The sequence below is a fragment of the Agrobacterium larrymoorei genome (assembly GCF_005145045.1).
In the GTDB taxonomy this organism is placed as follows: domain Bacteria; phylum Pseudomonadota; class Alphaproteobacteria; order Rhizobiales; family Rhizobiaceae; genus Agrobacterium; species Agrobacterium larrymoorei.
Genome location: NZ_CP039692.1, coordinates 893821 through 917836, shown reverse-complemented (window position 1 = coordinate 917836; position 24016 = coordinate 893821). Strand labels below are relative to the sequence as shown.

Below are 24016 nucleotides of genomic sequence, written 5' to 3'. Positions count from 1 at the left end.
ATAACTGCATCCCGTTATTGGGCACGTTTTTGGATAAGAATTCTGTGGCCTGATTTTATAATATGGCGGAGAGGGTGGGATTCGAACCCACGATACCCTTGCAGGTATGCCGCATTTCGAGTGCGGTGCATTCGACCACTCTGCCACCTCTCCGGCGCGCTGTGGTAAGCGGGCCGTTCATAGCTATAGGCATTAAACCATGCAAGCTTAAAATGCCGAATTGTCATGAAAAAGAAATCTTGTTGGGTTTTGAATATAAAACGCCGATTAGAGCTTGATACGATAGCGGATGTGGCCGTCGCTTTTGACGTAGCTATCGTAGAGTTTGCGGGCGCGGTGGTTGTCCTCGTTTGTGTGCCAGTAGAGGCGTGACCAGCCTTCGTTCCGGCAGGTGTTTATGAGGTCGTCCATCAGGGCTCGGCCGATGCCCTTGCCGCGTATGGCCTCATCGATGAAGAGGTCTTCAAGGTAGCAATCCGGCGTTTTTGTCCAGGTTGAGTCGTGGAAATGATATATCGCAAAGCCGACCGGTTGACCGTCGAGGATGGCAAGCCGCATGGACAGGCGGGAGGCGGAGTCGATGATGCGGCTCCAGGTGTGTGCCGTCACGTCTTCTCCCAGATCAACCCGGTAGAAATCGAGATAGGCATTCCATAAAAGCAGCCATGCGTCCCGATCATCGGGACGCACATCGCGTATTGTCAGTGTCATCTTATGCGCCAGCCTTATCCAGAAGTGTGACCATCTCGTCAGTCAGGCGAAGATCGACGGCGCGTTTGAAGCTTTCAAGCTGTGAAAGGCTCGTTGCGCTTGCAATCGGCGCTGTCACGGCCTTCTTGCGCAGCAACCAGGCAAGCGCGATGTCGGCGAGTTTGGCGCCGGTCTCTGCGGCAATCGTGTCCATTACGCCCAGAATGGCAAGGCCGCGCGTGTCGACATAGTTGCCAACGCGATAGGATCGCGCAACGCCTTCCGTATCCGCCTTGCTCCGATACTTGCCCGTCAGGAAGCCAGCCGCGAGACTGTAATAGTTGATTACACCGATCTCTTCCCGCAGGCAAAGATCGGCCAGCGGGCCTTCGAAGCTGTTGCGGTTATAGAGATTGTATTCCGGTTGAAGAACATCGAAGCGACCGAGGCCGGTTTTTTCAGCGACATCGAGCGATTCCTGAAGCTGAGCGGCATCGTAATTGGAGCAGCCAATAGCGCGGACTTTGCCCTGTTCCTTCAACTTGGCAAAAGCACCCAGCGTTTCTTCGAGAGGAACATCCTCATCCGGCTTGTGGGCGAGATAAAGATCGATGTAGTCCGTCTGCAGGCGGCGGAGCGAATCCTCCACTGCTTTGGCAATCCAGTTAGCACTCAGGCCTGTTTTGCGTTCGTTATTATCGAAGCCGACCTTCGTGACGATCACGGCGTCTTCGCGCTTGACGCTGCCAGTCTTCAGCCATTTGCCGATAATGGCTTCGGACTCGCCACCCTGATGGCCGGGAACCCAGGCCGAATAGACGTCTGCCGTATCGATTGCGTTGAAGCCTGCATCGAAAAAGGCGTCGAGAAGCTGGAAGGACGTTTTTTCGTCGGCGGTCCAGCCGAAGACATTGCCGCCAAAGACGATTGGTGCGATGGAAAGGCCTGTGCGGCCAAGTGCTCGTTTCTCCAAGGAAATTCTCCCTTCATCCTTCTGATTTTCTGTGACGTTATCAACAGAGCCGGGCAATAACCATTCAATTTGCGTGATGGTTACATTGGTGTTAACGACGTCAGGACGATAGGGTTCGATAGGTGCTGGGAGGCTCGGCGTGATGCTGTTGCCAGACGCGGCGCAAGTGGCGGGCCGAAGCAAAGCCGGACTTCTCTGCCACGCTCTCCATATCGAGACGGGAATGTGTGATGATATCGCGCGCAAGGTTTACCCGCATCAGGTTGACATAGTCCACGACGCTGAGCCCGGTATGCTCCCTGAAGAGCCGAGATAAATGCCGTTCGCTGAGGTTTGCCAAGCGCGAGAGGCTGGTCAGCGTCCAGTCGGCAGCGGGTTCCGCGACAATGGCATCCTGCACGCGGTGGATCGAAGGATGAATGTGGTTTCGGCCCGAAAGCCATGGAGAGATTTGCGGATCTCTCGCAGTACGGCGCAGGTAAACGACCATGATCTGCGCGATGCGTGCGGCAACGACGGGGCTGGTGAGGTTGGAGACGACGTGCAGCAGAAGATCTATGCCCGTGGAAATACCCGCGCTGGAGTAACGCCTGCCGTCTTCCACGAAGAGCCTGTTTTCCTGCACCTGGGCCAGAGGGGCCATCTTTCGCAGTGCTGAAATGCAGGCTGAATGGGTGGTGCACTGATGGCCATCAAAAAGTCCCGCTTCCCCAACGATGAGAGCGCCGGAGCAGATGGAGATGATTGTCGTATCGGGCCTGGCTGCCGCACGCAGCCAGTCTGACAGAATGCGGCGCTCCTGCCTGGCATCGGCTTCCGTTTCAGAGCGTGATGAACTTCCCGAAACGATCACGATGGCATTGGCTGGCAAAGTGTCCGGCAAGCGTTCGATGCCGCAAAGCCCGATCCCGATCGTCGTCGTCTGGGTTGCCTGCGCGGCGATATAGCGGCAATCGAAATGGATGCCGGTTTGCTGTTCGTTCGCATAGCGCAGAACCTCCAGCGGACCGGCGACATCCAGAAGCAGTGTCTGTGGTGGCAGCACCACGAAAACCGGAATGATATGCGTCTGGTTGTCGCCGTCTCTCATCCTCAGGCTGCCTTCTGCTCTCTGGCGAGAACTTCTTCCACGGTGGCGATCGTGGCGAACCGGCCGGACAGGACAAGCTCGGTGCGCCTGGCTATTTCGGCGGGCGAGAATGTCTCGCCGGAAGCGTGTGTCATCGGAAAAGTCAGCGTCGCTTCGGTCACGTAATCGACCTTGTAGCCCAGATCGGCACCGTGGCGCGTGGTGGTCTCGCAGCATTGCTCCGTGCGAATGCCGGATACGATAAGGCGGTTGATGCCCCGTTGGGTCAACCACACATCGAGGCCGGTGCCGACGAAAGCCGAATGGCGGTTTTTGCGGAATGTGGCTGCGGGGGTGATGCGAATGCCTTCGAATGTTCGAACCAGACCGCTATCGGCAGAAAATGCGCTATCTCCATCGACATGGAATATCTGCACGACCGGGATGCCTGCCGCCTCGGCACCGTCGATAAGTTTCTGCTGGGCGGCGATATAGGCCGTGAGCCCGCTATCTTCAAAATAGGGAGCGTGGCGAAAAGATTCTTGCACATCTATGACAAGAAGTGCGGTGTTATGGGACATTTCATGTATCTCCGATTTAGGATGATTGCATGATCTCCCGTTTTAGCAAAGGCAGAAAGCAACTAAAGCGACGAAGAGAGGACCAATCCGGCCATCGTTGGCGCGAATGCCAATCGGGGATGTTGCGCCGCCTGCGCTCACTCATTACAGTTGCAACAACAGGATAAAGGGAGATGAGAATGCTGCGTTTTGGAATTCTGTCGACAGCCAAGATCGGGCGGGAATTGGTCATTCCAGCCATTCTGGATGCGGAAAATGCCGTGGTCAGCGCGATTGCCAGCCGCGATCCCGTAAAGGCGCAGCCGATAGCCGACAGGTTCTCCATTCCGCATGTTTTCGGGTCCTATCAGGAAATGCTGGAATCGGATGTGATCGACGCGGTCTACATTCCCTTGCCCACCGCGCAGCACGTGGAATGGAGCATCAAGGCTGCCGATGCAGGCAAACATGTTTTGTGCGAAAAACCGATTGCGCTGAAGGCGCAGGATATAGACGGCCTCATCGCGGCGCGGGATCGCAATAAGGTCCTCATCTCCGAAGCGTATATGGTGACCTACTCGCCGGTCTGGCTGAAAGTCCGTGAGCTTCTCAGCGCCGGTGCAATCGGAAAATTGAAGCATGTGCAGGGCGCTTTCAGCTACTTCAATCGCGACCCCGCAAATATGCGCAACATCCCTGAACTTGGCGGTGGTGCGCTGCCGGATATCGGCGTTTATCCCACCATCACAACTCGTTTTGCGACGGGGATAGAGCCGCAGCGCGTTCAGGCCGTTGTAGAGCGTGACCCGACGTTCGGCACGGATATCTATGCCAGCATCAAGGCAGATTTCGGAGATTTCGAACTGAGCTTCTACATCTCCACGCAGCTTGCCGCCCGACAGGTCATGGTATTCCACGGCACCGAAGGCTACATCGAAGTGAAGTCGCCCTTCAATGCCGACCGGTGGGGTGCCGAAGAAATAGAGGTGACCAACCAGAACCATGGGCAGTCACAAATATTCCGTTTTCAGGATAGCCGCCAATATCGCCGCGAGATCGAGGCTTTCGCTTCTGCTGCGCAAGGTGGAGGTGCGGACGTCGTTTCGCTCGAAAGCTCCAAAAACAGCCAGCGCTTCATCGACGCAATTTATCGCGCGGCAGAGAAAGATGGCTGGGAAACGGTTAACCCTTTATCGCGCTGATCTTGCTTGCCCGCCAATATCCAAGGCCGCACAGAATGAGTGCGGCCAAGGTTGCGGCCAGAAATGGCACGTACCACTGAAGCAGCGGGTTGCGGGAAAGCAGCAGGGCAAAGAGCCCATAGCTGACGATAGTCGAGACTGTGCCAATGCTGCCAGCAAGCAGCGGGCCGACAGGCCGTTTTTTAAGAAAACGACGCTGAAAAAAAACAAAGCACATGATGGCACTGGCGGCACCGAAGGCGCGAGCCAACAGAACGGAAGTCTCGCCGCTCCACAGAAATAGCCACGTCAGACCAGCATCGACTACCGCGCACGCTGCGTAAAACAGAAGGAATGATACGGTTTTCAAGAAAGCTCGACTCCAGCCCTCACAGGGTGGAGTCGAGCATAATTCAAAGCAATATCCCTGTCAGCGGTTAAGCCGTAAGCTGTTTCCTATAAATCAAAGCACCTATGATGACGCTCGCCAACGCGAAGTTATAGGCGACAATCGCGGTTGCCAGAGCCACAAGCGATACGCCCAAGGGCGAAACGAGTGCGGCAATTAAAAACGCAACCACCATCAGCACGCCAACTGCACCTATTGCCGCAAATGAGCGTAAAGCAGCCGCGCCTAAACCAAGACATAATCCAATAATAAATACCATGATGCCGCTCCTCCTCTGGGGCCTGAGGTAATGGCACCTTCTCCTCAAGACCCTGCACTCTCCTCCAAGTCATGCACTTCCAACTCCCACACTACCACATTGTTGCAAAATTGTTAAATTTTATCTTCAGCCAATCGAGCCTATAAGCGGGATGGTTTGCGAATCGTAGAGCATGGGTTAGAAACGGGCATGAGCGATATTTTCAGCCAGTCTTCCCTCAGTAACCTCACCGAATTCTCGGTTTCGGAGCTTTCCGGCTCGATCAAGCGGACCGTGGAAACCGCATTCGATCAGGTGAGGGTGCGCGGTGAAATTTCCGGCTATCGTGGCCCGCATTCTTCCGGCCACGCCTATTTTTCCCTGAAGGATGATCGCGCCCGAATCGATTCGGTCATCTGGAAAGGCACGTTCTCGCGGCTGAAGTTTCGGCCAGAGGAAGGCATGGAGGTGATTGCGACCGGCAAGATCACCACTTTCCCCGGTTCGTCCAAGTACCAGATCGTGATCGAAAGCCTTGAGCCTGCCGGTGCAGGTGCTTTGATGGCGCTTCTCGAAGAGCGGCGTCGCAAGCTTGCTGCCGAAGGTCTGTTCGATCAGGGTCGCAAGCGCCGCCTGCCATATTTGCCGCATGTGATCGGTGTCGTTACCTCTCCGACCGGCGCAGTCATACGGGATATTCTGCATCGAATTTCAGATCGCTTTCCGGTCCATGTCCTCGTTTGGCCCGTCAAGGTGCAGGGGGAGGGGTCCGGTGAGGAAGTGGCGAATGCCATTCGCGGCTTCAATGCCCTGCCGCAAGGTGGCCAGATTCCAAGACCCGACGTGCTGATTGTTGCCCGTGGCGGTGGCAGCCTTGAAGATCTGTGGAGCTTCAACGACGAGATCGTTGTGAGGGCGGCTGCGGAAAGCGAGATTCCGTTGATTTCCGCTGTCGGACACGAGACCGATACGACGCTGATCGACTACGCTGCGGATGTGCGCGCGCCGACGCCAACGGGTGCTGCCGAAATGGCCGTTCCGGTTCGCGCCGATCTGGAGGCGCAGATCTCCGGCCTCGCCGCACGGCTTTCCGGTTCGACCTCGCGACAGATGGACAACCGGCGGCAAGGGCTGCGCGCACTGGTTCGTGCTCTTCCGTCGCTGGATCAGCTTCTGGCCCTGCCACGGCGGCGTTTCGATGAAGCGTCCGGCGGCCTTGGAAGAGGGCTTGAACTCAACACCATGAACAAGCGTCGCAGTTTCGAGCGTGCCGCATCCGGCTTGCGCCCGGATGTGCTCGGCCACGGCCTGCGCCAGCAGCGCCAGCGGATCAATGAGCGGATGCAGCGCGCGGAAGCGCTGGTCGAAAGACGTTTATTACAAGCGCAATCTCGCATTTCATCCTCGGATTCTTCCTTACGTGCACTTCCTGCCCGTCTGCTTGGGCAGTTGGAGCGGCAGAAGGAGCGTCTTGCGGGTTCGGTTCGGCGGGCGGATACCGCCGTTCTTCACCGCATGGCGCAGAACCGTTCCGGCCTTGCTGCGCATGAGCGGATTCTGCAATCGCTTTCCTACAAGAATGTGCTCAAGCGCGGTTATGCCGTCATTCGTGACGAGGATAATCGTCCTTTGACGCGGGCGGCAGCGGTTGCCAGCGGCGCAAACATCTCGCTGGAATTTGCGGATGGTCGCGTTTCAGCGGTTGCCGGAGGCGAGGACGCTTCTGCGCCAGAGGCTTCGGTTCCGGCCAAGCGAAAAGTCGCCAAGACCCCATCGGCGGAACCGGGGGATCAAGGCAACCTCTTCTGATTTGTCAGATCGACGTCAAGTCGGACGTTCTCCGGATGACTGTAAACATCTTCTCTATATCCGGGTGAAGCTCCATGCCAAGGCCAGGCCCCGGCGGCACCGTGATCATGCCGTTCTTCACCTCCGGCAATGCGGTCACCATATCCCGATACCAGGTCTTGTAAAAAGCACGCACGCTTTCCTGCACAAGTGCATTTGGCGCGTTCAACGAAAGATGTGTCGAGGCACACAGCACGACCGGGCCGGTGCAATCATGCGGAGCGACCGGCAGATGCCAGGCTTCCGCCATGGCCGCAATCTTGCGCGCTTCAGAAAGCCCGCCGCACCAGCTGATATCCAGCATCACGACGCCTGCCGCTCCCGTTTCCAGAAGATCGCGAAACGCCCAGCGTGAACCGAGCGTCTCGGAAGCGGAAATAGGCGCTGGCGAAACGGCGGCATAGCGTGCAAGGCTGGACAGGCTGTCCATCTTGATCGGGTCCTCGTGCCAGAAAGTATTGTAAGGCGTCAGCGCCTTGGCAATCTGCATGGCAGGCAGAAGCTGCCACATGGAGTGAAACTCCACCATGATATCCATACGATCACCCACCGCCTTGCGGATTTTCTCGAAAGGCTCCAGCGCCGTTTTGAGGTCAGGCATGGATATATACTGACCCCTTGTTTTCTCTGCGGCTGCATCGAATGGCCAGATTTTCATGGCGGTTATGCCGTCTTCCAGCAGAGAATGTGCCAGCTCGTCGGCCCGGTGCAAAAAGCCGTTCAGGTCATCATAGGCGGTGCCACCCGTCAGGCCGTAATTGGCGGTCTGCTGGCCAGTTGCCTTCTTGATATATTCGGTGCCTGCGCAGGTGTTGTAAGTGCGGATTTCCCGGCGGCTAAAGCCACCCAGCAATTGTGCAATCGGCTGGTTTGTCGCCTTGCCGAAGATATCCCAGAGGGCAATATCGAAGGCGGAGTTGCCGCGCACTTCTGCACCAGAGGAGCGAAAACCGAGATAGCCGACGAGATCCTGCGCAAGAAGGTCGATCTGCAGCGGATCACGTCCGATGACGCGCGGCGCAATATATTCATGCACATAGGCTTCCACCGTCTGAGCGCCGTAAAAGGTTTCACCAAGACCTGTGATGCCTTCATCCGTGTGAACCAGAACCCATAAAAGATTGGCGCGTTCCTCCACTCGCACCGTTTCGATGCCGGTAATTTTCATGGTCTTCCTCCCATTTCATAAGTCGGTTGCGCTTGCAGCGCCGTTCAAGCGACCTGCCAGTTAATCCCACCTGCCCGTTACTCAAAGTGCGAAAGGTAGCGTTTCAAGAGAGCGTTCAGCGTCTTCTGCTCCTTGTCCGTCAGCGGGCTTACGAGCCTGTGCTGGTTCTCCACATGCGCCGTCACGGCAGCTTCAACGATGCCCAGACCCTTTTGCGTCAGACAGATCAATACGCTGCGTCTGTCTTCCGGGTTGTGCAGGCGCTCGACCAGTCCAGCTTTCTCCAGCTGGTCGATGCGATTGGTCATCGTGCCGGAACTCACCATCGTCATGGTCAGCAACTCGCCCGGAGAGAGACGGTATGGCGCACCAGAGCGGCGCAATGTCGCCAGCACATCGAACGCCGATGATGAAAGGCCATGCTCCAGCAGCACCGTCTCGACCTCGCGCAGCAAATGCACGCTCAGACGCTTCACGCGCCCCATGAGCCCCATCGGCTCGACGTCAAGATCCGGCCTTTCCCGGTGCCACTGGGCCAGAATTCTATCAATGTGATCATGATGTTGGTCGCTCATAACGTCAGGATAACGGAGAGTATCTTGACGTCAAGATAATTAGCGCTACTTTCATTTTATCTTGAAGTAGAGATTCTTGAGATGAAGAAAAATATCGATTATTATCTGCTCGTGCTCACCACCGCTATCGCGCCCGCCATATGGGGCAGCACCTATGTCGTGACCACGTCATTTCTACCGCAGGGTTATCCGCTGACGGTCGCGCTGCTACGTGCCCTTCCGGCGGGCATAATCTTGTTGCTCCTTGTGAGAAAGCTGCCAGAAGGTATTTGGTGGGCACGCGTCTTCGTGCTGGGCGCACTGAATTTTGCGTTCTTCTGGTCCATGCTGTTCGTTTCGGCATACAGGCTGCCGGGTGGGGTTGCGGCCACTGTAGGCGCGGTTCAGCCGCTCATCGTCATCGCACTTTCGCGCATCATTCTCGAAACGCCAGTCAAGCCCGCGACAGTCGCCGCCGGTCTGGTCGGCATCGGTGGCGTTGCACTGCTGGTGCTCACGCCCACAGCTGCGCTGGATGGGATTGGCGTTCTTGCCGGTCTGGCGGGAGCCGTTTCCATGTCCTTCGGCATGGTGCTGACGCGCCGTTGGCGCCCGCCTGTTTCCAACCTCACCTTCACGGCATGGCAACTGGCCGCTGGCGGAATTCTCCTGATACCGGTCGCACTCTTCCTTGAGCCACCATTGCCTGCGCTCAGCTTCGCCAACATCGCGGGTCTCGCCTATCTCGGCATTATCGGCGCGGCGCTGACCTACGTCCTCTGGCTCCGCGGCCTATCAAGACTGGAACCCTCCGCCGTCGCCCCTCTCGGCTTTCTCAGCCCCGTGGTGGCAACGCTTCTGGGCTGGCTGGCACTCGACCAAAGCCTCACGCCATTCCAACTCGCAGGTTTCGTCATGGTGCTGTTCAGCGTCTGGCTCAGCCAGAAGAGCCAGATGCCGAAATCACGGGTGGCGTCGCCTCTGCCTGATGGAGCAACGACGAAGCCGTGATGCCACGCCCTGTCAGGCCGCTTCCGGAAGCGGCCCGATATAGATCGAGCGCGGGCGAATGAGCCTTCCGTTCAGGGATTGTTCGCGGGCGTGGGCGATCCATCCGAGTGTGCGGCCAATGGCGAAAACGCCAGTGAACGCCTCTCTTGGAAATTGCAGCGCGTTTAGCAAAAGCGCCGTATAGAATTCCACATTGATATCAAGCGAGCGATCGGGCTTGCGCTCTTTCAATATGCCCAGAGCCGTTTTCTCTACGGCCTCCGCAAGCTCGACCAGCTTCCGGTCCACCTGACCGGCTTGAATGAGTGGCCGCAGCGCACCCTTCAAAGCGTCGGCGCGTGGATCCCGGACACGATAGATGCGGTGGCCAAAACCCATCAGGCGTTCTCCCCGGTCCAAAGCCTGGGTCAGCCAATGCTCGGCATTTTCCGGCGTTCCTATATCGTCCAGCATATCGAGCACGGGACCCGGCGCTCCGCCGTGAAGCGGCCCTTTGAGTGCGCCTAAAGCCGCCAGAACGGAGGATGTAAGCCCCGCCTTCGTGGATGCGACGACGCGTGATGCGAACGTCGAGGCATTGAGACCGTGATCTGAAATCGTCACAAGATAAGTATCGAGCGCGGCAATCTGCTCCTTGCTGGGGTGGGCAATTCCGAGCATCGTCAAAATATCCTCGCAATGGGAGAGCGATGGATTTGGCGAAATCGGCGCTTGGCCGTTCTGCAATCGCAGGATTGCTGGCAGAAAAACTGCGGGCGCGGCAAGCAGACGCAACGCGGTTTCGAAATCGTCGCCATCTGGCAGGCGCGCCATCATCGCGCGCATGACATCGACAGGCGGCAGTTTCAACATGCCGTCATCGATTGCGCGAACGTGGTCGAATACTTCCAGCCGCATTTTTCCAAGCTCGCTGCGGAGTGCGGTCTTTTCCGGCATGCCCTCAATCAATCCATCCAGCAAAAGCGCAATGGCATCTTCATAGCTTGCATATTCCACAAGACGGTCCAGCGAGACTCCACGAATGACGAGACGCCCGGCCTCGCCATTGACATCAGAGAGTAGCGTTTCGGCAGCAACGACGTCGTCAAGTCCATTTTTCATTGGCTTTCTCCTTTACGCCGATGATCATCAGATTTACTTTTAGTAGCGTCAATCTTGATGAAATCGATCAACATGAACGTCTTTTGGATGACCGCTGAAGAGGCTCTCGCCAAGCTTGGTACGAAGCCGCAGACCCTTTACGCCAATGTCAGCCGCGGGCGTATCCGCGCCAAGCCCGATCCAGCCGATCCACGCCGAAGCCGTTATCACAGCGATGACGTATTGCGGCTTGCGGAACGTCATTCAGGCCGTAGACAGGCGGATGTCGTTGCAGCGCAGGCCATCCGCTGGGGCGATCCGATACTGTCCACCTCTATTTCCAAAATAGCTCAAGGCAGGTTGTTTTATCGGGGCCTCGAATCGTCCGATCTCTCCGCCAGCGCGACCTTGGAAGACATAGCGAAATTACTCTGGCAAGCGCCGAACGCGGATTTCAGTGCGGGTAAGGCCGAGTTGCAGCATCTTTCCCGTTTGGCCGTTGCAATGAGAAGCCTTGCGGATCGGGTCACGGAAGATCCTCCATCGATTGATCGAACGCCGGAAGCGTTAAGAGCAGAGGCCGCCGATGTGTTGTCCACCGTCGCTGCGGGCCTAGCGCCATCGCCCGATCAGATGCCAATGCACCAGCGGCTTGCTACGGGTTGGAGGCGCCCTGAAGCCGCAGAACCCATTCGCAAGTCTCTGGTTCTGGCCGCCGAGCATGAACTCAACGTCTCGGCCTTCGCCGCCCGTGTTACGGCATCTTCGGGGGCATCACTGTCTGCGGCGACACTTTCCGGGCTCGTCACGCTTACCGGCCCGCGGCACGGCGGAGCATGGCTCAGCGTTATGGACCTTGTTCGACAGGCGAGTTTGGTCGGTGCACGCGAGGCGGTGCAGCGTTCAATGCCGTTCAAAGGTGCCTTGCGCGCATTTGGCCACCCGCTTTATCCGCGCGGCGATCCACGCGCTAAAGTCATTCTGAGCAGTTTTGAAATGCCAGCTATCTACGCTTCGCTGGCAATCGAAGGCGAGGATTTGCTGGGCGAGCCACCGAATATCGATTTTGCCTTAGCAGCCTTAGCAGCCACATTTGATCTGCCGGATGACGCGCCATTGGTCATTTTTGCACTGGCGCGCACGGTGGGCTGGTTAGCCCATGCGTTGGAACAGGTGGAAAGTGGGCACATGATCCGGCCACGTGCCCACTACTCTGAGACTTGAGGCAGGCTACTACTGCACAATAATGCTTGGTAGCCTGTCAGGCGTTTAGGCCCACTCGCCCTTGCGCATAACCGGCACCTTGGCGCCATCGGCTGTGACGCCGTCGATATCGACCTTGTCGGAGCCGATCATCCAGTCGATGTGGATCAGGCTGGAATTGCCGCCCTGCGCCTTGATCTGATCCTGACTGAGCGACGCGCCGTCGATGAAGCACTTGGAGTAGCACTGGCCAAGCGCGATGTGGCAAGATGCGTTTTCATCGAACAGCGTGTTGTAGAACAGAATACCGCTTGCCGAAATTGGCGAGGAATGCGGCACCAGCGCAACTTCACCCAGACGACGCGCGCCCTCATCGGTATCGAGCACCTTATTCAGCACGGATTCTCCCTTGGAGGCCTTGGCCTCCACGATGCGACCGCCCTCGAACGTCACTCTAATATCATCGATCAGCGTGCCCTGATGCGACAGCGGCTTGGTGCTGGAAACGTAACCATCGACCCGCAGTGCATGCGGCGTGGTGAACACTTCTTCGGTCGGAATGTTGGGGTTGCAAGTAACGCCGTTCTTCGCCATCGATGCGCCGCCGTGCCATTCGTGGCCATCCGCAAGGCCGATGGTGACATCGGTGCCGGGGCCTGTGAAGTGCAGGGCTGAGAAGCGTTCGCCATTCAGCCACTTGGAGCGCTTGGCGAGGTTGGCATTATGCTCGGCCCATGCAGCCACCGGATCGGCAACATCCACGCGGGATGCCGCGAAAATCGCATCTGCCAGCTTGCGCACCGCCTCATCCTCACTCACGCCCGGGAAGACCTGCTTCGCCCAGGACGGGTTGGGATAGGAAATGATGTTCCAGTTGATGTCGAAGTTGGAAATCTTCTCCAGCGCTGGCTTGTAAGCGGTGGAGTTGGCCTTGTTGGCGCGCGCCACCTTTGCCGGGTTCTGCTCGGAAAGCAGCATCGGGTTGTCGCCGGAAATGGCCAGACGCGCTGCGCCATTGGCATAGGCCTTCGCCATACCCTCATAGAGCCAACCGGATGCCTTGTCGAAATTCGCATCGCTCGCGTGGGTGTAGCGGGCAAGCGTGGTTTCCTCGTCGGAATAGAAGGTGGTGACGAGACCGCTGCCAGCTAAATAGGCGTGCTTGGTCAAAAGGCGCACCAGCGGCAAGGCCGCGAGCGGCGCCGTGATGACCAGATCCTGATCCTTCTGGAGCTGAAGCCCGACCTTGACGGCGACTTCGGCCAGCTTTTCGAGTTTGACGGGATCGATAGGGGAAACGCTCATGATCTGCCTTCACATGTCTGCTTGAAGAGGTGAGGACAATAGACCATACGGCGAGAAAGCCAACCGTGTTGATGCGGTCTTCTCAATCCGCCCTCTCAATCAGCGATGAGAGCGGCGGCCTTTGCGTTGAGAACGGCAAGCGCATCTTTCGGCGAAACGCGAATCTGCAAACCGCGCTGCCCGCCATTCATGTAAACATAGTCGTGGTCCATGGCCTGCACCTCGATTGCAGTCGGCACAAGCTTCTTCTGTCCGAAGGGGCTGATACCACCGACATGATATCCCGTGGCCCGTTCGGCATCCGCAGGCTTCATCATATTGGCAGACTTGCCGCCGAAAGTAGCGGCCAGTTTTTTCATGCTGACCTCACGGTCGGAAGGCACGACCACGCAGACCGCCTTGCCATCCACCTCCGCCATCAGCGTTTTCAAAACGATATGCGGCGGCTCTCCGATGGCTTCTGCGGCTTGAAGCCCGATGCGGTCGGCATTGGGATCGTAATCATAGGTAACGGTCGTGAAAGACACGCCAGCCTTGGTCAGCATCTGCGTCGCGCGCGTGGTTTTCGACATGGCATTTATCGGTTGAACAGCGCTGCATAGGTGTCGGGCTTGAAGCCGACAGTAATCTTGCCGTCGGCCTCCAGTACAGGTCGCTTGATCATGGAGGGCTGTTCCATCATCAGTTCGATGGCCTTTTCGCGGTTGAGATCATTCTTCTGCGCGTCGTCCAGCTTCTTGAAAGTGGTGCCAGCCCGGTTCAGAACGGTTTCCCATCCGGCGGCATCGCACCATGCTTCAAGATGCTGACGGTCGATGCCGCTAGCCTTGTAGTCGTGAAAGCTGTTCTCGATGCCATTAGTCTCAAGCCACGTGCGCGCCTTCTTCATCGTATCGCAGTTCTTGATACCGTAAATCGTCGTCGCCATGGCAGATTCTCCCTTGCTCATTCTGAATTAGCAAAATCCTCGGCGCAGTCAAACCTTAGCCACCTATGCAATTTTAGCGTAGCTGGCATCCAAACGAGTTCGAGCTAAGCTGCATGGCTCCCACGCTATATCATGAGTTGTAGCGCGGGGTGGTTTTGACCATATTCAGGGCAACCCAAAAGGAGAAAGAAATGCGTTCGGTTGCAAAGACATCGCGTAAGTTTTTCGGTGAAACCCTTGCTGTTTTCGGCGCTGCCGTTGCTGTTTCCGCAGCAGTTCGTGCGCACCGCAAGCCTGCTGCTTCTGACCTCGACGCGCTTGGCATCGACCGTCAGGCCTTCGACAAGGTTCAGCTCTAAGACGTTTCCATATGCTGGCGAGGTATTCCAGCCTCGCCTTGATTGGTATAAAGACGACGCATCTCTGCGAGACGCGGATATTATCAGGCTTCCGATATCAAATCATAGCCGGCAGTTTGAGCGGCTTTTACAAATTTACGATCAAAAGTGACGAAACCATCGCACTGCATTGTTCGTACCAGATGCAATGCATCGCCAAAGTCCAAACCATCTTCGGCCAAATCCAGTGACGTTGCGACCAGATCGGCGTCTTCGATGGTGACGGTCGGCAGCCCCAAAAATGCACGAATGGCATTTGCAGCAACGACTCTGCTGTAGCCATAGGCGCTGCGCAACACCCATTCAGTTTCCAATGCAACAGTGACGGCCACGAACACAGCTTGGCCATCTACAATCACACGCGCTCGCGGCGATTGTTCAGGATGATCTGCGGTCAGGTAACGGACGATGATATTGGTATCAATCGCGATCATGGCTTCGGCGCGCCTCGGCTAGAATTGCGCTGTCCATATCCTCAAGCGTTTTCGGTGCGCCGTCGTTGGGCAACATCCCAAACACATCGGCTGATCGTGTTGGCGCAAATGTGGGCATGCGTTTCAGAAGAACGCCTTCTGCCGTTTCTTCAACCGTCAAACGCGTCCCCGCGCCCCAGTCCCGGTGCTGGCGTATTGCCTTGGGAAGAATGACCTGCCCTTTGGTGGAGACGGTTGTTGTTAGCTTCTCAGGTTGAGACATACCATCACCTCAAAGTAAGACGAATGTAAGATACGATCATTCCCTGTGATTTTCAATAAAAAAGCCGGATCCCGCTTTTTCGCGACACCCGGCTTTAACAGAAGCAGTCACTTCAACCTTATTCCCACTCAATCGTACCCGGTGGCTTGGACGTTACGTCGTAGACCACGCGGTTGATGCCCTTGACCTCGTTGATGATGCGCGTGGCTGCGCGACCGAGGAAGTTCATGTCGTAGGGGTAGAAGTCCGCCGTCATGCCGTCCACGGAGGTTACGGCGCGAAGGGCGCAGACGAAGTCGTAGGTGCGGTAATCGCCCATGACGCCGACGGTCTGGACCGGGAGCAGCACAGCGAAAGCCTGCCAGATCGTGTCGTAGAGACCGGCCTTGCGGATTTCGTCGAGGTAGATCGCGTCGGCTTTGCGCAGAATGTCCAGCTTTTCGCGTGTCACGACGCCGGGGCAGCGGATGGCGAGGCCCGGGCCTGGGAAGGGGTGGCGCCCAATGAAGCTTTCCGGCAGGCCGAGTTCACGGCCAAGCGCGCGGACTTCGTCCTTGAACAGTTCACGAAGCGGCTCGACCAGCTTCATGTTCATGCGCTCAGGCAGGCCACCGACATTGTGGTGGCTCTTGATCGTGACGGACGGGCCGCCCGAGAAAGAGACGCTTTCGATGACGTCGGGGTAGAGCGTGCCCTGCGCCAGAAACGCCGGTGCGCCCTTGCCGTCAGCCGCGATCTTCGCAGCTTCGGCCTCGAAGGTTTCGATGAACAGGCGTCCGATGGTCTTGCGCTTGACTTCAGGATCGGAAACGCCAGCCAGTTCCGTCAAGAAAAGGTCGGATGCATCGACGTGAACGAGCGGGATATTGTAGTGATCGCGGAACATGCCGACGACCTGCTCGCTCTCGGCAAGACGCATCAGGCCGTGATCGACGTAAACGCAGGTCAGTTGATCGCCGATAGCTTCGTGAATGAGGATAGCCGCTACGGAAGAATCGACGCCGCCGGAAAGGGCGCAAAGCACGCGACCATCACCAACCTGCTCACGAATCTTGCGGATCATCTCGGCGCGATAGGCGGCCATCGTCCAGTCGGACTTGAGGCCAACGATCTTGTGCACGAAGTTGGAAAGCAGCTTTGCACCATCCGGCGTATGCACCACTTCCGGGTGGAACATCGTCGTATAGTATCGGCGCTCTTCATTGACGGCGATGGCGAAAGGCGCGTTCTCGGAGGTTGCGGCCACTTCGAAGCCGACTGGCAGCTGCGTGACGCGGTCGCCATGGCTCATCCAGACGGGGTAGCGTCCGCCGAGTTCCCAGAAGCCGTCAAAGAGTGGGCTTGCTTGTCTGATCTCGATATCGGCGCGACCGAATTCCGCGGCATGGCCGCCTTCTACCGTGCCACCCAGCTGGGTGCAGAGTGTCTGCTGGCCGTAGCAGATGCCGAGGATCGGAATGCCTGCATCGAACACAGCCTGCGGCGCGCGCGGGCTTCCCTCTGCCGTTACCGATGCCGGGCCGCCGGAGAAAATGACGCCCTTCGGCTGCAGTTTCTGGAAGGCTTCGTCCGCGCTCTGAAACGGGTGGATTTCGCAATAGACGCCGGCTTCGCGAACACGGCGCGCAATCAACTGCGTCACCTGGCTGCCGAAATCGATGATGAGGATGCTGTCGGGATGGGCTATCTGGGTCATGGCGAGCCTTTAAAGAATTGCCGGACGTAAGGCAACCCGGCAGATGCCCTGAAAAGCCAGAAAATACGCGACAGCGCAAGCCTTACAGAGTAATTGCCCCACTCTTTATCGCATCGCACAACCGATCCACAGCCGCTGCCAGTTTCTCATCGATGACATGCAGATACTCTGTCCAGTCATCGATTTGATGCACATCCGCCTTGCCATCCGAGATGCCACGCAGGCCAACCAAGGGAATGCCGAAGCGTTGGCAGGCGCGCAAAATCGCAAACGTCTCCATTTCCACCATATCGGCGTCGATAAGATCGTACATGGTACCGGAGACGACATTAGCGCCCGTAGAGAGCCGTGCGGTGGCCACATCAGGTATGACGAAAGGCAACGATACTTCGGCGGGAAGATCGAGAAACGGTGTCCGCCCCTTCTCGAAACCGAAGGCGGAGGCATCCATGTCGCGATAGGAAACGGAGGTTGCCTGATAGACTTCGGCCTGTTCGAGACTGCGCGATCCTGCAGAGCCGAGCGAAACGACGAGATGCGGCAAACGGGACTGCGTGTTGAGTTCGCTAAGAGCCGCAGTCAAGGAAACCGCAGCCTCAACCGGCCCGACGCCTGTCATTAAAGGTTTGAACCGCGCTTTCAGATGCGGCCCATATTCGGCATCAGCCGCCATTACGAAGAGAAGGCGCTTGCCCTCGATTTCGACCAGTTCAAAGCTCATTTTCACTGAAACCTTCCCGGCCCTTCAGAACCATCATCGTGCCCGTCATGGAGGCGATCAGCTTGGCCGGGCCATCGGAAATGGCGTAGGCGCGTCCGTCGGCAACGATGATATTGCTGCCCGGCTTGGTGATTTCGCCGCGAAACAGAAAACGCTCGCCACGCCCCGGCGACATCAGGTTGACCTTGAACTCGATGGTAAGCAGTGACGCCTCCGGCTCGATGATCGTGTAACCGGCATAGGTGCAGGCGGTATCGAGCGCGGCGGCTATGACCCCCGCATGGAGAATGCCGTGCTGCTGCGTGAGTTTAGGGTGAAAAGGCAGTTCGATTTCCACAAGCCGGTGCTCGATACGTGATAGCTCCGCCTTGATTGCCTGAACGACGCCCTGGCGCGCAAAGCTTTTTTGAATTCGCTGGCGAAAATCGCCAGGATCGGTGAACACCATTCCCCTGCCTTTCATTTTTCTGCGAAAATGACATGGCGTCTGTAGCCTTGCAAGACAAGGGGCGTGGCACTTCTTAGTTCAGGTAAACGATGCTGGCGTTGAGCAATGTGGCAAAGGAAACCCAAGCGGCATAGGGCACGAACAGCCACATCGAAAGCCGGTCGCGGGTCGAGGTCATGACGATGAAGGCGACGATGCAGATCAGCATCGGGATGATGATGATCAATGCACCTGCAGGGCTTTCCATGCCGAAAAAGATGGGTGACCAAAGAAAGTTGAGCAGCATCTGGCTGCCCCACAGCTGCATGCGCCCACCCATGCGGCTTTGCAACCATGTGCGGGCACCGGCAATCGCAATCAAAACGTAAAGGGTCGTCCAGACGGGTCCGAAAATTGAGTTCGGCGGATTGAACCACGGCTTGTTCAGCGCTTGATACCACTCACCCGGCACGTTGTTGATGCCGATCAACGCGCCGATGGTGACCACAACCGCAATGAAGATGATATAAACGAGCGCGTTTTTCATGCGGAAACAATGCGACGAAATGGCTTTGGTTCCGGCGTCATTTCAATAATTTAGCGCGCAATCCGCACGATGTGCTGGTCCCATGCGACATCGCTGATGCGCCCCTCGAACCGGCCGTCATAGGAAGAAGCAACCATGCCTGAAATCCCAGCCGCAACACCTGCCGCTTCTCGCAGACTGGTCTCGCTCAGAACACTGCCGCTCTTCTCATCCAGCGTAACGAAGGCGTTGCCGTTGGGAGACGTCAGGCCGACGATGCCATCGTGGCGGTTCACCGCAATTGCACCTACATAATTCGCTAGACGCCCGGTCGTTTCCTCAGGAAGCGAAATGAAGCGCAAATCCTCACCTTTCGAAAAGCAGCCGACCAAAGGCGGCAGATCATTGCGCGGGCCTTCATACTGGCAGGCAAACCAGATGCGTCCGTCATTGCCGAGGTCCACGTGGCGCGTGGAAAGCTGCCTGAGCTTATCCGGCAGTCGATGTTTCTGGATAAGCGCTCCGCTCGCGGCGTCTAGCAGAACGAGAGACGGCTCCATCCGGTCGATATTGAGCTTCGTGCGGCCGAAATCCGGGTGGGTTTCGATGCCGCCATTGGCAATCACGATCATCCCGCCATCCGCGCTGACCGCCATGTCATGCGTACCTATGCCATGGGCATCATATTCCCCGATGCGCCGAAATCCGTCGCGCGCGTCGTACAGCCCGATCACGCCGCGGTTGCCATCGAAATCATTCTCGCTGGCATAGAGAATCTTGCCATCGGGCGAAAACTGGCCGTGGCCATAGAAATGGCGGCCTTCCGGTGTGTTCATCACGATTGGCGGGCGTTGATGAGTGGCATCGAACGCTACGAAGAAAGTGCCCGGCCTGCGGGCAAAGGCGACGGTCATCCCCGTTGCATGGCTTGTGGCTAGGCCGTGGGCGCGCGCCGGAAGCGCCACCCTGTCGATGATCTCTCCCGCCTCGCTCAACGTTGCCACGCCGTATGACCCATCTCGCGCACGAAAGGCTGAGGCGAAAACGGCATCGGCCCGTTCCAGCGCAAAGAGCGAGCGCGGCGCAAGCGATGCAAGGAACGGCGCACCCGCAGCCTTTATGAAGCTGCGGCGGTCTATCAGAAAGCGCCCGTTGTCCGCCACGATCAATCTCCGTCGGAGAAGGAGAAGCCGGAACTGAGACCGATTGCGCCGCCGTACTGGTCGTTGATGCGGTAGATCAGATCCCTTCCGTTCAAAAGCAGATAGTCCACCTTGCCGCGTTCTTTGTCGTCGGAAAGGGCTTTCTCGACATCGGGCTCGATGGTGCCGGAAACGCGGACCATGGATTTTGCAATGAAATCGATGGAGCCGATAATGGAGCGCTGATCGGGCGGCAACAGGTCTCCCATATGGGCGACATGGAGCAAATCCTGCACCGCAGCGATATTGTCGCCGATGCTTTTCCATGTCAGGTCGGAGCGCCAGTAAATCGCAGTGCGCGGAAATTTGACGTTATCCGGCCCTTTGTAAAAGGTTTCGATGCGCTGGTCCCGGATCGCTTCGGATGCGTGAACGAGAATGCCCAGCAGCGCAACCAGCGCTTCCCGCTCGTCCCGGAAAACCGGGTTGTTCGGCCCCGGCTCTTTCCAGTTGCGTGCGGTACCATCCGGGGCGCTCCAGATCGTCACGAGTTCTGCGCCGATATTGGCAAGATTGCCCGCAATCGCCGCGCCATAGCGGCAGCGGAAGCCGTTCTGTTCGGAGTTGAGTGCGTCCGATCCGGTGCCGTAAAGCACGAATTCCAACGCGCCGAGCCCCTGTGCCGCAACGCTTTTGCCTTTCAGGCCATCTGCCGTCGTTACGCTCTCGTCCTTGTCGGAAAGATAGCGCTGGACCTGTTTCAGCCCCAGACCCTTCTTGTCCGGGTAATAGAGAATGCGCTCGAACCGGTTCTGCTCGATGACGGGGCCGACACGGACGATTTCGATGCGCGACCATGCATCCACGGTTTGGGCGAACTCATCCTTCGCCGTCTTCACGGCATCCGGCGTCGGCGCCCTGCACAAAGCCTGCAGGGACCCTTCGAGCGTTTTCGCCTTGTCGCGGAAGTTCTCGTAACCGGGGCGAATGAAGCCATCCACGGCCTTTTCCATGGTGGCGCGCACCTTGGCAGGGTCAAGAGGGGGCGGTGGCAATAGTTCCACATCCTGCGCCTTGGCGGATCCGAGACTGAGAACGAGCATCAGCGGTAGGGTCGCGAGAAGTTTTCGCATTGAAACGTCCATCAAAGAGACTCCAGAAATGTGAGCAAAGCCTGCCGGTCGGTTTTTTGCAAGGCGGCAAAGGCGTCGCGCGCCATTTGTGCCTCGCCGCCGTGCCAGAGAATGGCTTCGGTCAGGCTGCGCGCCCGTCCGTCATGCAGATAAAACGCGTTGCCGTTGACGGCCTCTGTGAGGCCGATACCCCAGAGCGGCGGCGTGCGCCATTCCTGTCCGCTGGCTTCACCCACCTGTTGCCCATCGGCAAGCTCTTCACCCATATCGTGGAGCAAAAAATCGGAATAGGGCCAGATGAGCTGGAAGGAATGAAGCGGATCGGCGGCATCGCGCCGCGTCACGAATTTCGGCCTGTGGCACGCGGCGCACCCACTGTCATAAAACATCTGCTTGCCCCGCAGAACCGCCGGCGCATCTACATCGCGTCTGGCGGGCACACCAAGATTTTCCGTGTAGAATGTTACCAGATCGAGAACGGGAGAGGGCGCTTCCGTGTTGCCCAGCCGCTTCTGCACACCGTTGGGCATCGCCAGACAGTCGGTCTGTTTCTTGGTGCAATCGCCATAAGCGTTGGGCGTATCCGGTGTCGAGATGCCCAGGTCGTTGGAAAAGGCATCGGCAGCCTGATCCCGAACGGTTGCATTTTGCGCTTTCCAGCCAAAACGACCGAGTGCGATCTGTCCCGTGCGGTGATCCCGCACCCAGGCTGGCTTGCCCGTAATACCGTTGGTGTCACCAGTGTTGGCACCGGCCAGAATATCTTCCTGCGGGATGGCCTCGATCAAACCAAGGCCCAGCGTCGCTTGCGCGATGCGGGGGGACAGCGTCGTATCGGTTTCGAGCGGTCCGTAGTTCAAACCATCGATACTGTAGGTGGGTTTGCGCAAATGGATAATTTCGCCATCGCCAAGCGCAACCTCACGCTCTTCATAGGTAATCTTGAGCCTTCCCTCCGCATTCAGGCCCGGTACGGCAAGGTTTTGAAGCTGTGCGCCATAGGTGACATCCGGCAAATTCAGCGCGTGATGATCCTGAACCCGCGCTCGTTCGGCCTCGGTTCTCGCAGGCCGCGCCAGCCGCAACAACATCGACACCGCATCTTCCCCGTCACGTGGAGGGCGGCCTCGGCCATCATTGATGTGACAGGTCTGGCAGGAGCGGGCGTTGTAAAGTGGGCCCAAGCCATCGGATGCCTGCGTGGAGGATGGCGACGACACCCAGAGCTTCTGGAACAGCGCATTTCCCAGTTTGAAATCCTGCTGCTGCTCGAAGGTGATGCTGGCGGAGGGCTGGGAGAAAGCAGTGGTGCTAGAGACCGCTTGCGTGGTCGTCGCGCCAGCGGACATTGCCTCGAATGGCTCGGGTTTTGAAAAATCCGTGGTGGGTTTCGTAACCTGCCGGACGCGGTTGAGATCGGATTTGGAGAGATCGGTACGGGTTGCTTGATCGGCCGCAAAGGCGCCAACTGAAGCACAGACCATCGACAAAACGAGGGGACGTAGGTGCGACCGTTTCATGGAAGATCGTCCACCGAAACAAAGAAGCAAGCCGCGTTCTGCGTCATGCCGGGCCTGACGCGGCACTCAGCAGCTACGCATCTCGGCGGCAAAATGCTTCCCTGCGCCGCAGACGCGGCGCCGCTGGATCCCGGATCAAGTCCGGGATGACGGGGAGTATGAAGCATTCGTTGCACGATAGCCTGAAGGCCTATGACATGAGACGAAGGGCCGCCGTTCATCAACGGCCCTTTCGATATCTTACTTGAACACGGCGTTGGGGTTGTCCAGGCTCTCGGAGCCTTCGAGTTCGATCTTGCCGAGATCGAGGGCGGCAATGACGCGCTCTACGGTCTTGGTCTGGTCGAGAAGCCCGTCGATGGCGGCCTGCACGGTTGCGTTGCCTTCCTTGTTGCCTTCGCCGATCATCTGGTCGTAGGCTTCAACGGTCTGGGCACGTTTTTCCATGGCGTGCATGGCATCGAGCGTCTTGTTGAGCTTGGCCTTCATCTCGTCGTCCAGCTTCTTGTCGCTGGCGGCAACCAGTTGCGAAAGCGATGGGCCGGTCATTTTCGTTCCGTCCACGCGCGTATATTCGCCGGTGTAAGCGGATGCGATGCCGATGGCGTCGTTCAGGTGCGAGTTGTAAGTGTTGTCGGAGAAGCAGTCATGCTCTTCTTCGGGATCGTGCAGCAGAAGGCCGAGTTTCATGCGCTCACCGGCAAGTTCGCCATAAGAGAGCGAACCCATACCGGTTAGGATCGCCGTCAAGCCCTTCTTGGGGTCGGCTTCCACCGCCTTCGTTGCTTCGCCATCCGCCGCCCAGTTGGCGGCCATTTCTCGAAGATCGGCGACCAGAAGCGTTGACGCAGCCTTGAGGTAATCCGCGCGGCGGTCGCAATTGCCGCCCGTGCAGTTCTTGGTGTCGTAATCTGTGTAGGGGCGGTTGCCAGCACCGGGGCCGGTGCCGTTCAAATCCTGGCCCCAAAGCAGAAACTCGATGGCGTGATAGCCAGTGGTGACGTTGGCTTCCACTTCGCCCGCTTCGGCAAGGCTGCGGATCAGATCCGGGGTGATCTTGGATGCATCCACTTTTTCGCCACCAACGGTGATCTCTTTGTTGGCGATGATGTTGGCGGTGTAGAGTTCGTTCTCGTCGCTCTCGGTGCCGTAGGAGCTATCGACATAATCGATCAGACCTTCATCCAGCGGCCAGGCGTTTACCTTGCCCTCCCACTCATCGACGATAGGGTTGCCGAAGCGATAGACCTCGGACTGCTGGTAGGGAACGCGCGCCTTTATCCAGGCTGCGCGAGCCGCCTTCAGGTTCGCCTCACTCGGCGTGGCGATCAGCGCATCGATGGCTTTGTCCAGCGCTTCCGCCGTTGTCAGCGAATCCTGATATTTGGCCTGCGCAAGCTCGGCGTAATGCTTGACCACTGCAGCCGGATCGGTCGCGGCGCGTGCGGGAAGGGCGGTGAATGCCACTGAAGCGGCTAGAAGCGCGGCACTGGCGCTGAGGACGGTTTTGCGGAACATGCTCTCTCCTGTTCAGCGCTCC

General features: G+C 57.7%; 27 protein-coding genes and 1 tRNA gene. 5 read left to right on the top strand and 23 right to left on the bottom strand.

Features of this window, described 5'->3' with window-relative positions; genetic code table 11:
• Window positions 1-63: 63 nt before the first annotated feature.
• The 5 genes from CFBP5473_RS18545 to CFBP5473_RS18525 form a co-directional block, all read right to left on the bottom strand.
• Window positions 64-153 (bottom strand) — tRNA-Ser (locus tag CFBP5473_RS18545).
• Between the two features lie 114 nt (window positions 154-267).
• Window positions 268-711, bottom strand: coding sequence for a GNAT family N-acetyltransferase (locus CFBP5473_RS18540; protein WP_027673987.1), 444 nt, complete (start codon window positions 709-711; stop codon window positions 268-270).
• A gap of 1 nt (window position 712) precedes the next feature.
• Complete coding sequence (locus CFBP5473_RS18535; protein ID WP_027673988.1) at window positions 713-1663, bottom strand: aldo/keto reductase; 951 nt, start codon at window positions 1661-1663, stop codon at window positions 713-715.
• Between the two features lie 100 nt (window positions 1664-1763).
• Window positions 1764-2753, bottom strand: coding sequence for a GlxA family transcriptional regulator (locus CFBP5473_RS18530; protein WP_027673989.1), 990 nt, complete (start codon window positions 2751-2753; stop codon window positions 1764-1766).
• A gap of 2 nt (window positions 2754-2755) precedes the next feature.
• Window positions 2756-3313: a cysteine hydrolase family protein gene (locus tag CFBP5473_RS18525; RefSeq protein ID WP_027673990.1), complete on the bottom strand. Its 558-nt coding sequence runs from the start codon at window positions 3311-3313 to the stop codon at window positions 2756-2758.
• 179 nt (window positions 3314-3492) lie between these two features.
• Here CFBP5473_RS18525 and CFBP5473_RS18520 point away from each other — a divergent pair, with 179 nt between their 5' ends.
• Complete coding sequence (locus CFBP5473_RS18520; protein ID WP_027673991.1) at window positions 3493-4494, top strand: Gfo/Idh/MocA family protein; 1002 nt, start codon at window positions 3493-3495, stop codon at window positions 4492-4494.
• Here the strand turns inward: CFBP5473_RS18520 and CFBP5473_RS18515 are convergent.
• Together CFBP5473_RS18515 and CFBP5473_RS18510 are read right to left on the bottom strand one after the other, a co-directional pair.
• Complete coding sequence (locus CFBP5473_RS18515; RefSeq protein ID WP_037170714.1) at window positions 4475-4843, bottom strand: hypothetical protein; 369 nt, start codon at window positions 4841-4843, stop codon at window positions 4475-4477. The genes CFBP5473_RS18520 and CFBP5473_RS18515 overlap by 20 nt on opposite strands.
• Before the next feature lie 67 nt (window positions 4844-4910).
• Entirely contained in the window at window positions 4911-5141 is a 231-nt protein-coding gene (locus CFBP5473_RS18510) for a hypothetical protein (RefSeq protein WP_027673992.1), read from the bottom strand.
• 189 nt (window positions 5142-5330) lie between these two features.
• On the opposite strand from CFBP5473_RS18510, the gene xseA reads away from it, so the two are divergent.
• A complete protein-coding gene (gene xseA / locus CFBP5473_RS18505; protein ID WP_027673993.1) occupies window positions 5331-6929 on the top strand; it encodes an exodeoxyribonuclease VII large subunit in 1599 nt (532 codons plus the stop codon).
• A gap of 4 nt (window positions 6930-6933) precedes the next feature.
• On the opposite strand, the gene CFBP5473_RS18500 is transcribed toward xseA, so the two are convergent.
• Both CFBP5473_RS18500 and CFBP5473_RS18495 read right to left on the bottom strand, forming a co-directional pair.
• Window positions 6934-8136: a mandelate racemase/muconate lactonizing enzyme family protein gene (locus tag CFBP5473_RS18500; protein WP_027673994.1), complete on the bottom strand. Its 1203-nt coding sequence runs from the start codon at window positions 8134-8136 to the stop codon at window positions 6934-6936.
• Window positions 8137-8213: 77 nt separating this feature from the next.
• A complete protein-coding gene (locus CFBP5473_RS18495; RefSeq protein ID WP_027673995.1) occupies window positions 8214-8711 on the bottom strand; it encodes a MarR family winged helix-turn-helix transcriptional regulator in 498 nt (165 codons plus the stop codon).
• An 81-nt stretch (window positions 8712-8792) separates the two neighbouring features.
• Between CFBP5473_RS18495 and CFBP5473_RS18490 the strand changes: the two genes are divergently transcribed.
• A complete protein-coding gene (locus tag CFBP5473_RS18490; RefSeq protein WP_027673996.1) occupies window positions 8793-9701 on the top strand; it encodes an EamA family transporter in 909 nt (302 codons plus the stop codon).
• A 12-nt stretch (window positions 9702-9713) separates the two neighbouring features.
• Here the strand turns inward: CFBP5473_RS18490 and CFBP5473_RS18485 are convergent, their stop codons facing one another.
• Window positions 9714-10802: a citrate synthase/methylcitrate synthase gene (locus CFBP5473_RS18485; protein WP_027673997.1), complete on the bottom strand. Its 1089-nt coding sequence runs from the start codon at window positions 10800-10802 to the stop codon at window positions 9714-9716.
• A gap of 72 nt (window positions 10803-10874) precedes the next feature.
• On the opposite strand from CFBP5473_RS18485, the gene CFBP5473_RS18480 reads away from it, so the two are divergent.
• Window positions 10875-12005, top strand: coding sequence for a citrate synthase family protein (locus CFBP5473_RS18480; RefSeq protein WP_037170734.1), 1131 nt, complete (start codon window positions 10875-10877; stop codon window positions 12003-12005).
• A 45-nt stretch (window positions 12006-12050) separates the two neighbouring features.
• On the opposite strand, the gene CFBP5473_RS18475 is transcribed toward CFBP5473_RS18480, so the two are convergent.
• The 3 genes from CFBP5473_RS18475 to CFBP5473_RS18465 form a co-directional block, all read right to left on the bottom strand.
• Complete coding sequence (locus CFBP5473_RS18475; RefSeq protein ID WP_027673999.1) at window positions 12051-13289, bottom strand: aminopeptidase; 1239 nt, start codon at window positions 13287-13289, stop codon at window positions 12051-12053.
• A gap of 95 nt (window positions 13290-13384) precedes the next feature.
• Window positions 13385-13861, bottom strand: a complete 477-nt coding sequence (ybaK, locus tag CFBP5473_RS18470) for a Cys-tRNA(Pro) deacylase (RefSeq protein WP_027674000.1) — start codon at window positions 13859-13861, stop codon at window positions 13385-13387.
• 5 nt (window positions 13862-13866) lie between these two features.
• Complete coding sequence (locus CFBP5473_RS18465; RefSeq protein WP_027674001.1) at window positions 13867-14217, bottom strand: ArsC family reductase; 351 nt, start codon at window positions 14215-14217, stop codon at window positions 13867-13869.
• Window positions 14218-14408: 191 nt separating this feature from the next.
• Between CFBP5473_RS18465 and CFBP5473_RS25115 the strand changes: the two genes are divergently transcribed.
• Window positions 14409-14576, top strand: coding sequence for a hypothetical protein (locus CFBP5473_RS25115; RefSeq protein ID WP_169696901.1), 168 nt, complete (start codon window positions 14409-14411; stop codon window positions 14574-14576).
• An 83-nt stretch (window positions 14577-14659) separates the two neighbouring features.
• Here CFBP5473_RS25115 and CFBP5473_RS18460 read toward each other — a convergent pair whose 3' ends face one another.
• The 10 genes from CFBP5473_RS18460 to CFBP5473_RS18415 all read right to left on the bottom strand — a co-directional run bounded on the left by CFBP5473_RS18460 (window position 14660) and on the right by CFBP5473_RS18415 (window position 23994).
• Complete coding sequence (locus tag CFBP5473_RS18460) at window positions 14660-15049, bottom strand: type II toxin-antitoxin system VapC family toxin (RefSeq protein ID WP_027674002.1); 390 nt, start codon at window positions 15047-15049, stop codon at window positions 14660-14662.
• Window positions 15036-15311, bottom strand: a complete 276-nt coding sequence (locus tag CFBP5473_RS18455; RefSeq protein WP_027674003.1) for an AbrB/MazE/SpoVT family DNA-binding domain-containing protein — start codon at window positions 15309-15311, stop codon at window positions 15036-15038. Before CFBP5473_RS18455 ends, CFBP5473_RS18460 begins: the two co-directional genes overlap by 14 nt.
• Before the next feature lie 118 nt (window positions 15312-15429).
• Complete coding sequence (gene guaA / locus CFBP5473_RS18450) at window positions 15430-17007, bottom strand: glutamine-hydrolyzing GMP synthase (protein WP_027674004.1); 1578 nt, start codon at window positions 17005-17007, stop codon at window positions 15430-15432.
• A gap of 82 nt (window positions 17008-17089) precedes the next feature.
• Window positions 17090-17728 (bottom strand): 5'-methylthioadenosine/S-adenosylhomocysteine nucleosidase, encoded by a 639-nt coding sequence (locus tag CFBP5473_RS18445; protein WP_027674005.1) that lies wholly within the window; start codon window positions 17726-17728, stop codon window positions 17090-17092.
• Window positions 17718-18176, bottom strand: a complete 459-nt coding sequence (locus CFBP5473_RS18440) for a PaaI family thioesterase (RefSeq protein WP_027674006.1) — start codon at window positions 18174-18176, stop codon at window positions 17718-17720. Before CFBP5473_RS18440 ends, CFBP5473_RS18445 begins: the two co-directional genes overlap by 11 nt.
• A gap of 73 nt (window positions 18177-18249) precedes the next feature.
• Complete coding sequence (locus CFBP5473_RS18435; RefSeq protein WP_027674007.1) at window positions 18250-18702, bottom strand: TspO/MBR family protein; 453 nt, start codon at window positions 18700-18702, stop codon at window positions 18250-18252.
• A gap of 50 nt (window positions 18703-18752) precedes the next feature.
• Window positions 18753-19844 carry a DUF1513 domain-containing protein gene (locus tag CFBP5473_RS18430; RefSeq protein WP_413228975.1) on the bottom strand — a complete coding sequence of 364 codons (1092 nt, stop codon included), beginning with the start codon at window positions 19842-19844 and terminating at the stop codon, window positions 18753-18755.
• A gap of 2 nt (window positions 19845-19846) precedes the next feature.
• The gene (locus tag CFBP5473_RS18425) at window positions 19847-20968 is read right to left on the bottom strand and encodes an imelysin family protein (protein WP_037170715.1); all 1122 of its coding nucleotides are present in this window, start codon (window positions 20966-20968) and stop codon (window positions 19847-19849) included.
• A complete protein-coding gene (locus CFBP5473_RS18420; RefSeq protein WP_106389333.1) occupies window positions 20968-22476 on the bottom strand; it encodes a di-heme oxidoreductase family protein in 1509 nt (502 codons plus the stop codon). Before CFBP5473_RS18420 ends, CFBP5473_RS18425 begins: the two co-directional genes overlap by 1 nt.
• Window positions 22477-22716: 240 nt before the next feature.
• Window positions 22717-23994: an imelysin family protein gene (locus CFBP5473_RS18415; protein WP_027674011.1), complete on the bottom strand. Its 1278-nt coding sequence runs from the start codon at window positions 23992-23994 to the stop codon at window positions 22717-22719.
• Window positions 23995-24016: the final 22 nt, after the last annotated feature.

Coding starts and splice junctions, on each gene's coding strand:
- CFBP5473_RS18510 (WP_027673992.1), bottom strand. CDS start 5,141: ATGGTATTTATTATTGGATTATGTCTTGGTTTAGGCGCGGCTGCTTTA.
- CFBP5473_RS18460 (WP_027674002.1), bottom strand. CDS start 15,049: ATGATCGCGATTGATACCAATATCATCGTCCGTTACCTGACCGCAGAT.
- CFBP5473_RS25115 (WP_169696901.1), top strand. CDS start 14,409: ATGCGTTCGGTTGCAAAGACATCGCGTAAGTTTTTCGGTGAAACCCTT.
- CFBP5473_RS18490 (WP_027673996.1), top strand. CDS start 8,793: ATGAAGAAAAATATCGATTATTATCTGCTCGTGCTCACCACCGCTATC.
- xseA (WP_027673993.1), top strand. CDS start 5,331: ATGAGCGATATTTTCAGCCAGTCTTCCCTCAGTAACCTCACCGAATTC.
- CFBP5473_RS18425 (WP_037170715.1), bottom strand. CDS start 20,968: ATGGACGTTTCAATGCGAAAACTTCTCGCGACCCTACCGCTGATGCTC.
- CFBP5473_RS18455 (WP_027674003.1), bottom strand. CDS start 15,311: ATGTCTCAACCTGAGAAGCTAACAACAACCGTCTCCACCAAAGGGCAG.
- guaA (WP_027674004.1), bottom strand. CDS start 17,007: ATGACCCAGATAGCCCATCCCGACAGCATCCTCATCATCGATTTCGGC.
- CFBP5473_RS18415 (WP_027674011.1), bottom strand. CDS start 23,994: ATGTTCCGCAAAACCGTCCTCAGCGCCAGTGCCGCGCTTCTAGCCGCT.
- CFBP5473_RS18485 (WP_027673997.1), bottom strand. CDS start 10,802: ATGAAAAATGGACTTGACGACGTCGTTGCTGCCGAAACGCTACTCTCT.
- CFBP5473_RS18480 (WP_037170734.1), top strand. CDS start 10,875: ATGAACGTCTTTTGGATGACCGCTGAAGAGGCTCTCGCCAAGCTTGGT.
- CFBP5473_RS18465 (WP_027674001.1), bottom strand. CDS start 14,217: ATGGCGACGACGATTTACGGTATCAAGAACTGCGATACGATGAAGAAG.
- CFBP5473_RS18435 (WP_027674007.1), bottom strand. CDS start 18,702: ATGAAAAACGCGCTCGTTTATATCATCTTCATTGCGGTTGTGGTCACC.
- CFBP5473_RS18525 (WP_027673990.1), bottom strand. CDS start 3,313: ATGTCCCATAACACCGCACTTCTTGTCATAGATGTGCAAGAATCTTTT.
- ybaK (WP_027674000.1), bottom strand. CDS start 13,861: ATGTCGAAAACCACGCGCGCGACGCAGATGCTGACCAAGGCTGGCGTG.
- CFBP5473_RS18420 (WP_106389333.1), bottom strand. CDS start 22,476: ATGAAACGGTCGCACCTACGTCCCCTCGTTTTGTCGATGGTCTGTGCT.
- CFBP5473_RS18475 (WP_027673999.1), bottom strand. CDS start 13,289: ATGAGCGTTTCCCCTATCGATCCCGTCAAACTCGAAAAGCTGGCCGAA.
- CFBP5473_RS18540 (WP_027673987.1), bottom strand. CDS start 711: ATGACACTGACAATACGCGATGTGCGTCCCGATGATCGGGACGCATGG.
- CFBP5473_RS18440 (WP_027674006.1), bottom strand. CDS start 18,176: ATGGTGTTCACCGATCCTGGCGATTTTCGCCAGCGAATTCAAAAAAGC.
- CFBP5473_RS18530 (WP_027673989.1), bottom strand. CDS start 2,753: ATGAGAGACGGCGACAACCAGACGCATATCATTCCGGTTTTCGTGGTG.
- CFBP5473_RS18445 (WP_027674005.1), bottom strand. CDS start 17,728: ATGAGCTTTGAACTGGTCGAAATCGAGGGCAAGCGCCTTCTCTTCGTA.
- CFBP5473_RS18500 (WP_027673994.1), bottom strand. CDS start 8,136: ATGAAAATTACCGGCATCGAAACGGTGCGAGTGGAGGAACGCGCCAAT.
- CFBP5473_RS18520 (WP_027673991.1), top strand. CDS start 3,493: ATGCTGCGTTTTGGAATTCTGTCGACAGCCAAGATCGGGCGGGAATTG.
- CFBP5473_RS18495 (WP_027673995.1), bottom strand. CDS start 8,711: ATGAGCGACCAACATCATGATCACATTGATAGAATTCTGGCCCAGTGG.